Raw genomic sequence first — 12,599 nt, 5'->3', positions numbered from 1 at the left:
TGACCATGAAACCCCGGGCCCGGGTGGCCGCGCTCGCGCTGACGGCCGCACTGCTGGCCGGGTGCGGCACCGAAGGCGCCGAACCCGCCGCGTCGAGCACGCCGGCGCCCAGCCCGGCATCCGACGTGCCACCCCCGCTGGTGCCTGCGATGCCGCTGCCGGAGAACGCGGTCGCCGATGCCGTTGCGAAACTCGACGGCCTCGCCGAGGACCTGATGTCCAAATCAGGCATTCCAGGGATGGCGGTGGCGGTGGTACACGGAGGAAAAGCTGTGTACGCCAAGGGTTTCGGCGTCAGAAACAACACGATGTCCGACGAGCCTCACAACGAGGTCGATGCCGACACCGTGTTCCAGCTGGCCTCGCTGTCCAAACCGCTGAGCGCGACGGCGGTGGCGGCGCTGGTCGGGCAGAACCAGGTCAGCTGGGACACCCCGATCGTGTCACGGTTGCCCTGGTTCGCCCTTTCCGATCCGGCCGTCACGCAGATGGTCACGGTCGGTGACATGTTCTCGCACCGCTCCGGACTGCCCGACCACGCCGGAGATCAGCTCGAAGACCTCGGCTACGACCGTCGCCAGGTGCTGGAGCGGCTGCGCCAGCTCCCACTCGACCAGTTCCGGACGTCATACGCCTACACCAACTTCGGATTGACCGCCGGTGCCGAAGCGGTGGCGACGGGTGCCGGGAAGAGCTGGGAGGATCTCGCCGCCGACACCCTGCTGCGCCCGTTGGGAATGGGTGCGACGAGCTACCGGTTCAGCGACTACGAGTCCCGGCGGGACAGGGCGGTGGGGCACATCCGCATTGACGGCGGATACCAACCGCGGTTCGTCCGTGACGCACAGGCCCAGTCGCCCGCCGGCGGAGCGAGTTCGTCGGTCAATGACATGACGCGGTGGATGGCGATGGTGCTGGCCGACGGGCGGCACGATGGCAACCAGCTCATCGATCCGACGGCGCTGCTGCCCGCGATCACCCCACAGGTGACCTCGTCCCGCGGCAGCGAACCGGCGATGCGGTCCGGCTTCTACGGATACGGCTTCAACGTGGGCACCACGTCGGCCGCACGCACCCAGCTCAGCCATTCCGGGGCCTTCGAACTCGGCGCCGCGACCAACGTCCTCTTCCTGCCGTCGGCGGACGTCGCGATCGTCGCGCTGACCAACGCCACCCCGACCGGTATTCCCGAGACGCTGACCGCCCAGTTCGCCGATCTCGTCCAGTTCGGCGAGATCCGCCAGGACTGGTATGCGCTGTACGCCAAGGCTTTCGAGGACATGGACAAGCCGGTGGGATCGCTGGTCGGACAGCAGCGTCCCGCAAACGCGCGGACGCACGGGCCGCTGGCGGCCTACACCGGCGTGTACCGCAACGATTACTGGGGCCCCGCCACGGTCACCGAACGCGACGGGCACCTTGAGCTGGCACTCGGCCCGCGCGGTGTGTTCAAACTGCAGCCCTGGGACGGAAACGTCTTCACTTTCCCGGTCTCGTCCGAGAACGCCCCTCCCGGAACGGTTTCGGCGGCGACGTTCGATGCAGGCTCCCTGACGCTGGAGTATTTCGACGACGAGGGCAAGGGAGTCTTCACCCGATGACGGTTTCTGTGGTCACCGGCCTGTCCGAGGCCGAGGTGGCGCAGCGCGTCGCCGAGGGTAAGACCAACGACGTCCCCACCCGCGCGGCACGCAGCGTCTCGGAGATCGTCCGCGGCAACGTGTTCACCCGCATCAACGCGATCCTAGGTGTGCTGCTGATCATCGTGCTGGCCACCGGTTCGGTGATCAACGGCGCGTTCGGTCTGCTCATCATCGCCAACAGCGCGATCGGCATCATCCAGGAGCTGCGTGCCAAGCAGACCTTGGACAAGCTCGCCATCGTGGGACAGGCGAAACCGTTGGTGCGCAGGAAATCCGGCACCGGATCCGTCTCGTTGCCGCTGGCGCCCAGCGAGGTCGTGCTCGACGACGTCATCGAGCTCGGTCCAGGAGACCAGATCGTGGTGGACGGCGTGATCCTGGAGGAGTCCAACCTCGAGATCGACGAATCCCTGCTGACCGGTGAGGCCGACGCCATCGCGAAAGGCATCGACGATCACGTGATGTCGGGAAGCTTCGTCGTCGCGGGCAGCGGCGCCTACCGCGCCACCAAGGTCGGCCGTGAGGCCTACGCGGCGAAGTTGGCGGAGGAGGCCAGCAAGTTCACCCTGGTGAAATCCGAACTGCGCAATGGGATCAACAAGATTCTGCAGTTCATCACCTACCTGCTGGTGCCTGCGGGCGCGCTGACCATCTACACACAGTTGTTCACCACCGACGCCGGGTGGCGGCGCGCGGTGCTCGCGATGGTCGGGGCGCTGGTGCCGATGGTTCCCGAGGGGCTGGTGCTGATGACCTCGATCGCGTTCGCGGTCGGGGTGATCCGGCTGGGCCGCAGGCAGTGCCTGGTCAACGAGCTGCCGGCGATCGAGGGCCTCGCCCGCGTCGACGTGGTGTGCGCGGACAAGACGGGGACGCTGACCGAGAACGGGATGCGGGTCAGCGAGGTGAAGAGGATCGATGCGCGGCTCGCAGGGGGGGAGCGAAGCGACCGGGGGATGGGCGCGGTGGCCGACGTGCTGGCGCAGCTGGCCGCCGACGACCCCCGGCCCAACGCCAGCATGGCCGCCATCGCGGAGGCCTACAAGATGCCGCCCGGCTGGACCGCGACCGCCACCGCCCCGTTCAAGTCCGCGACCAAATGGAGCGGTACCTCCTATGGGGATCACGGCAACTGGGTGATCGGGGCACCCGATGTGTTGCTGGACCCGACCTCGACGGCCGCCGAGGAGGCCGAGCGGATCGGCGCGCAGGGCCTGCGCGTGCTGTTGCTCGGATCAAGCGACCGCTCCGTCGACGCGCCGGACGCGCCGGGCACCGTGACCCCGTCAGCGCTGGTCGTGCTCGAGCAGAGGATCCGCCCCGACGCCCGCGACACCCTCGATTACTTTGCGTCGCAGAAAGTTTCGGTGAAGGTCATCTCCGGTGACAACGCCGTGTCGGTGGGCGCGGTGGCCGGCTCGCTCGGTCTCGGGGGTGAGACGATGGACGCGCGCAGGCTGCCGGATCAGCCCGACGCCCTCGCCGACACGCTGGAGCAGTGCACCACGTTCGGCCGGGTGCGGCCCGATCAGAAGCGCGCGATGGTGCACGCGCTGCAGTCCCGTGGCCACACCGTCGCGATGACGGGCGACGGTGTCAACGACGTTCTCGCCCTCAAGGACGCCGACATCGGCGTCGCGATGGGCTCGGGGAGCTCGGCGTCGCGCGCGGTGGCCCAGATCGTGTTGTTGGACAACAAGTTCGCCACGCTGCCGTACGTGGTAGGCGAGGGCCGGAGGGTGATCGGCAACATCGAACGCGTCTCCAACCTGTTCCTCACCAAGACCGTCTACTCGGTGCTGCTGGCGGTGCTCGTCGGCCTGGGCGGGTTGTCGGCGAAGCTGTTCGGCTCCGACCCGCTGCTGTTCCCGTTCCAGCCCATCCACGTCACCATCGCGGCCTGGTTCACCATCGGCATCCCGGCCTTCGTCCTTTCGCTGGCCCCCAACAACGAACGCGCCCATCCCGGCTTCGTGCGCCGGGTGATGACCTCGGCGCTGCCCTCGGGGATCGTCGTCGGCGCGGCGACGTTCACGTCGTACCTGCTGGCATACCAGGGCCGGGCCGCGACGGAGGCCGAGCAGACGCAGGCGTCCACCGCGGCGCTGATCACGCTGCTGGTAGCCGGGGTGTGGGTGCTCTCGGTGGTGGCGCGGCCCTACGAATGGTGGCGGGTGGCGCTGGTCGCGGTGTCCGGTCTGGCCTATGTCGTCATCTTCAGCATCCCGCTGGCCCGCGAGCTGTTCATCCTCGACCCGTCGAACACGGCGCTCACGTCGATGGCGCTGGGAATCGGGCTGGCCGCCGCAGTCGCCATCGAGGTGATCTGGTGGGTGCAGGGCCGTGTGCTGGGAGAACACCGCAGATTGTGGCGTGTCCGCGAGCGGTAAAGTTGCCTCCATGGGATTTCTCGACAAGGCCAAGGATCTTCTCTCGAAGAATGCCGACAAGGTCGACACCGTGATCGACAAGGCCGGTGACCTCGTCGACAAGAAGACACAGGGCAAGTACGCCTCGACCGTCGACAAGGTGCAGGAGGCGGCCAAGAAGGCCGTCGCCGACAACGCCGGGCCGGTGCCGCCGGGCCAGCAGTCGGGGCACGTTCCGCCGCCCCAGCCGCCGCCCACCACCCCTCAGCAGCAGCAGCCGCCGACGGCCCCGCCCACCTCGTAGGTCGGTCGCAGCATGGCCAAGCTTTCGGTGTCCGTCGACGTGCCGCTGCCGCCCGAGAAGGCGTGGGAGAGTGCGTCGGACCTGTCCCGTTACCGGGAGTGGCTGTCCATCCACCGGGTGTGGCGGTCCAAGCTGCCCGATGTCATCGAGAAGGGCACTCAGCTCGATTCGATCGTCGAAGTCAAGGGCATGCCCAACCGGATCAGTTGGACGGTGGTGCACTACCGCCCGCCGGAGGCGATGACGCTGAACGGCCACGGCGTCGGCGGGGTCAAGGTGAAACTGATGGGCAAGATCATGCCCAGCGAGCAAGAACCGACGGCGTCGACGGTGACGTTCGACATCCACCTCGGTGGGCCCGCGCTGTTCGGCCCGATCGGCATGGTGGTCGCCGGCGCGCTGCGAGGCGACATCCAGGAGTCGTTGGACCGCTTCCGGACGGTTTTCGCGCCGTCCTGACCGCTCAACGCGGGGCCGCGCCTACGTCAGGGCGGCCACCGCGTCCGCGACCGCGGCGTCGCCGGAGATGACCTCGAACGTCCGGCCCGCAGTGTCCGGTGTGTCGAGCACCGCGACCAGCACGGCGGCGACGTCGGCGCGTGGGATGCTGCCGCGGCCGGTGTGCTCGGCGATCCGAACCCGTCCGGTCGGTTCGTCGTCGGTGAGCAACCCTGGTCGCACGATGGTGGCGAGAAGGCTTGTGCGCGCCCGGATCACGTCGTCGGCAGCACCCTTTGCGCGCAGGTAGGCGACGAACACGTCGTCCCCCGCGTCGTCGGGTGCGGCGGCGTCGGCACCCATCGACGAGACCATCACGTAGCGCGGTACGCCCGCGGCTTCGGCGGCGTCGGCCAGCAGGATCGCGGCGTCGCGGTCGACGGTCTCTTTTCGGGCGGCGCCGCTGCGCGGTCCGGCGCCGGCGGCGAAGATCACGGCGTCGGCGCCCCGCAGGTGCGTGGAGACCACGCCGTTGGTGGTGTTCTCCAGGTCGACCACGACAGGCTCCGCACCGGCGACGCGGAGATCGTCGGCGTGGTCGGGATTGCGGATCAACCCCGCCACGGAGTCACCGCGCACGGACAACAGCCGTGCGGTGATCAGCGCGATCTTGCCGTGACCACCGGCGATGACGACCCGCATGCGGCCTACCTCCTCCGGCGCCGCACCAGCTTCGCGAACTCCACTGTCGAACGGCGCACCGATTCGAACTCGAGCGACACCAACAATGTATCCACCATCGCGAACGGAAGCGTGGTGGCGACGGCGCCGCGGCCGTATTCGAGGTGCCAGGACCCGGGGTGGATGGTCAAGCCGCGGGCGTGGCCGCGGTCCAGGCAGGTGTGCCCGCCGGGCAGCAGCGGGGGCAGTGCGGTGGTGTCGTCGGATTCGAGGTCGTAGGAGTCGATCCGGCCCGCCAGCAGGAACTTGTGGATGTCGACGTGTTTGTAGCGTCCGGAAAAGCCCTGTGTACCAGTGGGAGATCCGAAGATCACCAGGTACTCGCGCGGGCTGAAGTACAGGAAGCGGACCTTGCCGAGCACGCCACCGGCCTTACTGCCCACCCAGCGCCCGGGTCCGTCGTCGATCAGGCCGGGATATGCGTCGGCCAACAGTTCCACGGTGCGGGTGATGAGTTCGCCACCGTCGAGCGGCAGACCGGCCACCTGCTCGGCCACCGAGTGCAGCACGTCCGGATCAACCCTGAACTTCACTGGCCGAACTCCAACGGCAGGCTGGTCGGTCCGCTGAGTCCGAGCAGGGGCTTCCACGGCACCGGTCCTGTCCGGCGTGCGTAGCGGAATCGGTGGGACAGGATCTTGAGGGCTTCGGCGAGTTCCAGCCGCGCCAGGTTGGCGCCGAGGCAGTGGTGCACGCCGCCGCCGAAGGTGAGGATGGGCGGCGGGTCCTCGCGGGTGATGTCGAAGCGGGTCGGATCGTCGTACACGGTGTGGTCCCGGTTGGCTGCGTAGGTGTTCACGAGGATGAATGTCCCTGCAGGGAAGGTGTATTCGCCGACCTCGACGTCAGCGGTGACGCTGCGGACGGTGCTGCACATCGACGGCGAGTGCCGCATGGTCTCCTCGACGGTGCGCATCGCCAGGTCGGAATCGGCACGCAGCAGCGCCCACTGGTCGGGATGCTCGCACAGCACCTGCACAGACGCCGCCAATTGACTGCGCGTGGTGTCGGTTCCGGCGACCAGGACGGAGAACGCGAGCATCCGCAGTTCTGTGGCGTCGAGGCGGTCGCCACCGTCCTCGATGCGGATCAGGTCGGACAGCAGGTCATCGCTCAGGTGCCGGCGCCGGTCGGCGATCATGCCGTCGATGTAGTCGTCGAACTCAGCCCACGCCTTCAGTACGACCGGCTCTTCCTGGGCGAGATCGCAGTCGAAGCTGACGATCTTGAAGATGTCCTCCGCCAAACGCGAGAACAACTGCCAGTCTTCGCGGGGTGCGCCGAGCAGGGCACAGATGATCGGGATCGGGTACGGGCGGGCCACCTCGGCGACGAACTCGCATTTCCCGGCGTCACCGATGGCGTCGAGGAGTTCGTTCACCACCAGGTGGATGGCGTCGTGCATGCGCGCGGTGGCGCGCGGCGTGAAGGCCCGCGAAACCAGACTGCGCAGCCGACGGTGTTCGTCACCCTCCATGTTGAGGATGCTGCGTGTCACTTTGTCCCACAACGGTCCCGACGTGATGCCGTGCGCCGACAGGTGGATGCCGGGCGGGATGACGAACCGCGGATCGCGCAGCACGGTGCGGGCCATCTCGTAGGACAGCACCTCGGGGCCGATCGGTCCCAGCGCGATCGGTGCGATGCGCTGGGCTTCCCGGAACTGCGGATAGATCTGCTGCGGGGTGTCGGTGACGTCGTAGCTCAGGGTCGGAAGGCCGGCGTCGAAGACGCTCGGTTTGGTGGCGGCCGCGGTCACGGCGTCTTACTCGTCAGGATCAGCGGAAGCGTGGGCAGTGTGCACGTCGCTGACGGCCAGGTGATCTCCGGGACGTAGCCGGGGGCGAGTTCGAAGTCGGGGATGCGGGAGAGCCATTCGGTGACGACGAGGCGCAATTCCATCCGGGCGAGATGCGAGCCGAGGCAACGGTGCGGGCCGCCGCCGAAACCCCAGTGCTTGTGCAGCTTTCCGTCCAGCACGAAGTCGTCCCCCGAATGCTCGTCGGCACCGTCGCGGTTGATCGCGCCGAGGCACAGCCGCACTTCGGCCCCTTTGGGCAGCGTCACGCCGGCGACCGTCACCTCCCGGGTGGTGACGCGTCCGACGACGGGTGCCGCCGGCTCCAGCCGGATCATCTCCTCGACGAAACCCGCGATACCGTCGGGGTCCCCGAGCAGCGCCGCGCGCAGTTCGGGGCGGCGGGCCAGCTCGAGCATGGTGGCGCCGATGGTGGAGGTGACGGTGTCCAACCCGGCCAGGACGAACACCAGCGACAGTCCGACCGCCTCGTTGTCGGTCAGCTGCTCGTCACCGTGCAGCAGATGCGACAGGATGCCTTCGCGTGGCTTTTCGCGTTGCCGGGCAACAGCTTCGGTGAGGTAGCCATACAGCTCGACCGCAGGGGTGAGATCGACGCTGGTGGGGTCGTTGGTCAGGCTGAACGCGATGATCGTGTCCTTCCACGCGATCAGGCGTTCCCGGTCCTGCAGCGGAAGCCCGAAAAGGGTCAGGAACACCTGTGACGGATACGGGGTGGCCAGCTCGGCCATCACCTCGCACGCGTCGCGCTGCGCGATCGTCTCGACGATATCGGCGGCCTGTGCCTGCAGCGACGGTAACAGCACCCCTAGTGCCTGGGGGCTGAAGAAGGGGTGCAGAATCCGGCGGTACCGGGTGTGCTCGGGTGGATCGAAACCCAGCGGCACCAGCGGCACCGGGCTGATCATGTCGTCATAGGCGATCCGTGACGAGAACACCTCCGGATTGCGCAGGGCAGCAAGGACATCGTCGCGTCGGGTGAGGTAGTACCAGCCGTCCCCGTAGGCCACCGGACCGAACTCGCGCAGCGTCGCCCAGCCTGCGCCCCGGTCGGCGGCCATCGGCAGGTCGCTGTAGAGGACGTGCGGCAGCGCGCTCATGACACGTTGGTGGAGAGCAGGGTCAGCGGCAGGCCGAGCACCGACAGGTCGATCTCGTCGAGGTAGGAGTCCCCGCCGGAGAAGCTCTGCCGGAACCGGGTGGCCGACCCGAACCGTTCGGCCACCGTCTCCGACGCCGCGGCGTCCGGAACACGGATCACCACCGTGTAGACGCCGTCGCCGTGACGGTCGAGGAACTCGGTGACCGAGGCTGCCACCGACCCGTCAGACCCCGGAATGGGACTGATCAGTTCGATGCCGCGGTCCCAGTCCAGGTGGACGTGAATGCCGAGTTCGGCGAGTTCGGCGGTGTTGAAGGCGAATCCGAGGTCGGTGAACATCTGTACGGCTGCTGCCCGGCGGTCGGGTGCGACGGCGAAGACAACGTGGTGCAGCTTCGGATCGGCGGTCATGGGCGGACCAGACCGCGGGGGCGGATGAGGCCGAGGTCGAGGTGATTGAGCCAGCCCGGTGGGGCGTCGCAGACCGCGGGAATCGCGTTGATCGCGGCCATGGCCGTCCACTCGTAGCCGGGGTGCGACAGGGCGCCGTCGGGCTGCCGTACTCCTTTGAGGGTCAGCTCGGTCGGGGGGGCGCCGTCGATCACGATCTCGTAGCGGGTCTCACCCCAGTCCCACGGCGGGTCCAGGAGATCGGGCCCCGCCGACACATAGATCGCGTGGAAGACGATGAGCGGCCTGCCGTCCACCCACGCGGTCCACTCGTGCCGCTGCGCGGCGACGGTGCCCTTCGGAATCGCGCCCTCGGCGTGGGGGATGTCCTCGACGGCGGTGGCGGCCTCGATGTCGGCGGCGGTCACCTCGTCGATCGTCACGCCGAGACCGTCGGCGACCATGTGCATGGACTGGGCGAAGAACGGCAGACCCAGACCCAGAATTGTCGGCTCGGCCAGGAATGCGTCCTTGTCCTTGCCGAAGCCCATCCAGTCGATGTGATCGACCGGCGCATCCTTGAGGACGTCCACGACCTCGTAGACGTGGATGCTGTCGATCCGGCTCATCACGCGCGCCAGGGTCAAGGGCAGGATGTCGCCGGCGTATCCGGGGTGAATCCCACCGCCGTGGAACGACGCGCCACCGTCGGCGCACGCAGCGCGGATCTGCTCGCCGGCTTCGCGGAAGTCCCTGCTGGGATGGAAGAAACCGGCCGTCGTCACCACATTCTTGCCCGTGCGCAGCAGCCGGCACACGGTGTCGACATCCATGATGATTGGCGTGTAGAACACGCAGTCGGCGTCGAGGGCCATGACCGCGTCGACGTCGTCGGTGGCGGCGACGCCGATCGGGCCGGTGCCGGCGATCTCGCCGGCGTCCCTGCCGACCTTGTCCTTGCTGTGCACCAGCACACCGACCAGGTCGAACACCGGGTTCTCGGCGAAGTGCCGCACACCGACCCGCCCGACATCGCCCGTCATCCATTGGATCACTCGATAGGTCCTCTGCGACATGGGATCACCCTTCAGCGTGGTGCGAGTACTCCGCGGGGAAGTAGCAGCGGCAGGTCGGTGTAGGTGGCGATACCCGCGGGCGCGGCGACCACGGCGGGTATCGCGGTGATCGCGGGCATCGCGGTGATGGTGAGCCCGAGCATGACGAAATCGTCGAGGGTCTCGGCGACGAAGTCCGGGGGAGGCTCGAAGCTCAGCGTGCTCTTGATGGACGGCCGGCCTTCGACAGTGACGGTGTAGCCGAACGCTGTTGACCAGACCGGTTCCAGCGCCTGGCCTTTCGTCCAGATTCCGCGGATGTCGATGACGTCACGGCCGTCGATGCTGCCGATCCACCGGACGTCGATGCCCGCGACGCAGCCCGGGCCGATGGTCCAGTCGCCGGGCAGGTGCAGGGTGTCGGTGGTCTGGGCGTACTCGGTCTCGCACCGGATGTCGTCGAGTTCGGCGCCGAGCGCGTCGGCGACCAGCTGTACCGCCTCGCCGAAGATGCCGGACCCGGCCTCGGTGATCGCCGGAAGATCGGGGTGGTCGATGGGATAGCCGAAGCCCATGGGGATTTCGGTGGCGGGCGAATTGTAGATCGTGGTGTCGAAGGACTCGACGATGGAGATCCGGTCCACGCGATCGGAGATCCCTGCGGTGACGACGGCGAACAGCTGGATGAAGCCCGGGTTGATGCCGCTGCCGAACAGGGTGGCGTTGCCCCGCAGGCAGGCGTCGACGATCCGGTCCCGGTCGGCGCCCAGACGGTGACCGTTGATGAACTCGGAGGTGGTGACGACGTTGACGCCTGCGCCGAGGATGCGGATCAGTTCGTCCACGTCGGCGAACATCGGGTTGTAGACGACGCAGTCCGGACGCAGCGCGAGCAGCGCGTCGACGTCGTCGGTGGCGGTGATCCCGATCGGGCCGACACCGCAGAGTTCGCCGGCGTCCCTGCCGACCTTGTCGGGTGACCACGCATAGCAGCCGACCAGTTCCAGACCGGTGTTGGCGATGACGGCATGCACCGACTTCCGGCCGACGTTGCCGGTTGTCCATTGCACGACGCGGTAGGTCACGCAGTCACCCGCTTCCCGGGTGTGAAAACTACTGGTACCGAGCGGAACCCGCGCGTCACCGAGTTGCCGTGGAATTCGGCCTTCGAGGTTGGCGAGAGGGCGAAGTCGGGCATCCGGGTCAACACCCGCTCGAGGCCGACCTGAAATTCCAGACGGGCGAGATTGGACCCCAGACAACGGTGCACGCCGGCGCCGAATCCGAGGTGCCGGTTGTCGCGACGGTCGAGGATGCAGCGGTGCGCGTCGGGGAATTCCTGCTCGTCGCGGTTGGCGGCGGCGTAGTTGACGATCACCGATTCGCCGGGGGAGAAGGTGCAGCCGCTCAGCTCGACCTCTCTCGCGACGGTGCGTGGGATGCCGTGAATCGATCCGGCGAAGCGGATGAACTCCTCGACCGCGCGGGTGAGGAGGTCGGGGTCGTCGATGAGTCGGTCCCGCTCGGCGGGGTTGGTGGCCAGATAGTGGTAGGCGAATGACATCGCGCTGGCGGTCGTCTCGAGGCCGGCCTGCACCAGCAGCATCGCGTTGGACACGACGTCGGCGAACGCCAGCTGCTCTCCGTCGATCTCGGCGGACAGCAGCACGTCGATCATGTCGTCGCGCGGTGGTTGACCCCGCCGTGCGGTCACGGCATCGTGCAGGTGCTGGTACAACCCGCCCCAGGCCGGCATGCGGTCCTGTTCGGTGGCCCCGTTGAGCGCGGTGTCGGTGAGCTCGACGCACAGCGGAACGTCGTCGACGGGCATGCCCAGCAGGTACTTGAAGAACACGATGCCGGGTTGGCGCCACGCGACGGCGGCGAGGTCACCAGAACCCGTCTCGATGAAATCGTCGATGAGGCGGTCGGTTTCGACGCCGATCTCGGGCCGCAGGGCTTTCATCCGGGCCGGCGAGAAGTACGGGTTGAGCACTTTGCGGAACTTCTGCTGTCGCGGCGGATCGAGGGTGATCACCAGATCACCGGCGAGCTGCTCGGCACCCTCCGGGGTCGGGTTGCTGGAGAAGTGCTCCCAATCCTGGAGGATCTGTACGCATTCGGCGTAGCGCACCGCCACCCACGCTCCCGCCGGCGTCGCGCTCAGGAACGGGTTGTCGGTCCGGGCGAACGGCGACTTGGCGCGCATCACCGCGTACACGTCATACAGGAAATCGTTGTCGTTGAAGTCCGGATGCCGCAGATCCCAGTTCTCGGCATGCCGTTCCGGTGTCCGGGTCACGGCGACTCCTGTTGCGCGGCCTCCCGTGCCACGCGCGCTTCACGTTCCTGATGGATTTGCACCAGTTCGCGGAACCCGATCCGGTTGTACTTCGGGACGGGCTGGATACCCCATTCGTCCTGGGCGGTGTCTTTGCCCTCGGCACCTTCCGGTGGTCCGAGAATCGGATAGGGCACCTGGCATTCGAGCGTGTCGTCGGAGTAGCGCACCTTCAGCAGTTCGCTACAGATCTCGGTGAGGCTCAGCGTCGGGTACCCGTAGTAGACCGCCATGAACGGCAGGGTGAACGCGCCCTCGATGACGAGCGCGACCAGGCACACGAGCACGGCGCGCTTGATCCACTTGTGCATTCGCGCGTAGTACGGCGTGGTGCCCGGGGGCAGATCCTCGGTCTTCTCTTCGGTGTTGCCCACAGAAGTCGTCACAGTTGAACTCC

The 12,599-nt window shown here is 67.6% G+C and carries 13 protein-coding genes; 4 read left to right on the top strand and 9 right to left on the bottom strand.

All coding sequences use genetic code 11. The features are described from left to right. Positions 1-5 precede the first annotated feature (5 nt). The 4 genes from BN976_RS13510 to BN976_RS13495 are packed head-to-tail and all read left to right on the top strand — an operon-like array spanning position 6 to position 4,775. The gene (locus BN976_RS13510; protein ID WP_036371467.1) at positions 6-1,601 is read left to right on the top strand and encodes a serine hydrolase; all 1,596 of its coding nucleotides are present in this window, start codon (positions 6-8) and stop codon (positions 1,599-1,601) included. Beyond that, positions 1,598-4,033 carry an HAD-IC family P-type ATPase gene (locus tag BN976_RS13505; protein WP_036371240.1) on the top strand — a complete coding sequence of 812 codons (2,436 nt, stop codon included), beginning with the start codon at positions 1,598-1,600 and terminating at the stop codon, positions 4,031-4,033. Before BN976_RS13510 ends, BN976_RS13505 begins: the two co-directional genes overlap by 4 nt. 10 nt (positions 4,034-4,043) lie before the next feature. After that, entirely contained in the window at positions 4,044-4,316 is a 273-nt protein-coding gene (locus BN976_RS13500) for an antitoxin (RefSeq protein WP_036371235.1), read from the top strand. A gap of 12 nt (positions 4,317-4,328) precedes the next feature. Beyond that, positions 4,329-4,775, top strand: coding sequence for a type II toxin-antitoxin system Rv0910 family toxin (locus BN976_RS13495; protein WP_036371233.1), 447 nt, complete (start codon positions 4,329-4,331; stop codon positions 4,773-4,775). A 21-nt stretch (positions 4,776-4,796) separates the two neighbouring features. On the opposite strand, the gene BN976_RS13490 is transcribed toward BN976_RS13495, so the two are convergent. The 9 genes from BN976_RS13490 to BN976_RS13450 are packed head-to-tail and all read right to left on the bottom strand — an operon-like array spanning position 4,797 to position 12,576. Beyond that, complete coding sequence (locus BN976_RS13490; protein ID WP_036371230.1) at positions 4,797-5,456, bottom strand: NAD(P)H-binding protein; 660 nt, start codon at positions 5,454-5,456, stop codon at positions 4,797-4,799. A gap of 5 nt (positions 5,457-5,461) precedes the next feature. Then, entirely contained in the window at positions 5,462-6,028 is a 567-nt protein-coding gene (locus BN976_RS13485) for an isomerase (protein ID WP_036371226.1), read from the bottom strand. Then, positions 6,025-7,254, bottom strand: a complete 1,230-nt coding sequence (locus BN976_RS13480; protein WP_036371223.1) for a cytochrome P450 — start codon at positions 7,252-7,254, stop codon at positions 6,025-6,027. Before BN976_RS13480 ends, BN976_RS13485 begins: the two co-directional genes overlap by 4 nt. Then, the gene (locus tag BN976_RS13475) at positions 7,251-8,414 is read right to left on the bottom strand and encodes a cytochrome P450 (protein ID WP_036371221.1); all 1,164 of its coding nucleotides are present in this window, start codon (positions 8,412-8,414) and stop codon (positions 7,251-7,253) included. The genes BN976_RS13480 and BN976_RS13475 overlap by 4 nt, the downstream gene beginning before the upstream one ends. Next, positions 8,411-8,827: a VOC family protein gene (locus BN976_RS13470; RefSeq protein WP_036371217.1), complete on the bottom strand. Its 417-nt coding sequence runs from the start codon at positions 8,825-8,827 to the stop codon at positions 8,411-8,413. The genes BN976_RS13475 and BN976_RS13470 overlap by 4 nt, the downstream gene beginning before the upstream one ends. Beyond that, entirely contained in the window at positions 8,824-9,882 is a 1,059-nt protein-coding gene (locus BN976_RS13465; protein ID WP_036371213.1) for an NAD(P)H-dependent amine dehydrogenase family protein, read from the bottom strand. The genes BN976_RS13470 and BN976_RS13465 overlap by 4 nt, the downstream gene beginning before the upstream one ends. Positions 9,883-9,893: 11 nt before the next feature. After that, complete coding sequence (locus tag BN976_RS13460; RefSeq protein ID WP_036371210.1) at positions 9,894-10,946, bottom strand: NAD(P)H-dependent amine dehydrogenase family protein; 1,053 nt, start codon at positions 10,944-10,946, stop codon at positions 9,894-9,896. Beyond that, positions 10,943-12,163: a cytochrome P450 gene (locus BN976_RS13455; protein WP_036371208.1), complete on the bottom strand. Its 1,221-nt coding sequence runs from the start codon at positions 12,161-12,163 to the stop codon at positions 10,943-10,945. Before BN976_RS13455 ends, BN976_RS13460 begins: the two co-directional genes overlap by 4 nt. After that, positions 12,160-12,576 (bottom strand): hypothetical protein, encoded by a 417-nt coding sequence (locus BN976_RS13450; RefSeq protein ID WP_086008456.1) that lies wholly within the window; start codon positions 12,574-12,576, stop codon positions 12,160-12,162. The genes BN976_RS13455 and BN976_RS13450 overlap by 4 nt, the downstream gene beginning before the upstream one ends. Between the last annotated feature and the right edge of the window lie 23 nt (positions 12,577-12,599).

Source organism: Mycolicibacterium austroafricanum (assembly GCF_000612725.1).
GTDB lineage: Bacteria > Actinomycetota > Actinomycetes > Mycobacteriales > Mycobacteriaceae > Mycobacterium > Mycobacterium austroafricanum.
The sequence above is the reverse complement of the archived record's forward strand: the minus strand, read 5'-3'. Positions and strand labels throughout refer to the sequence as shown.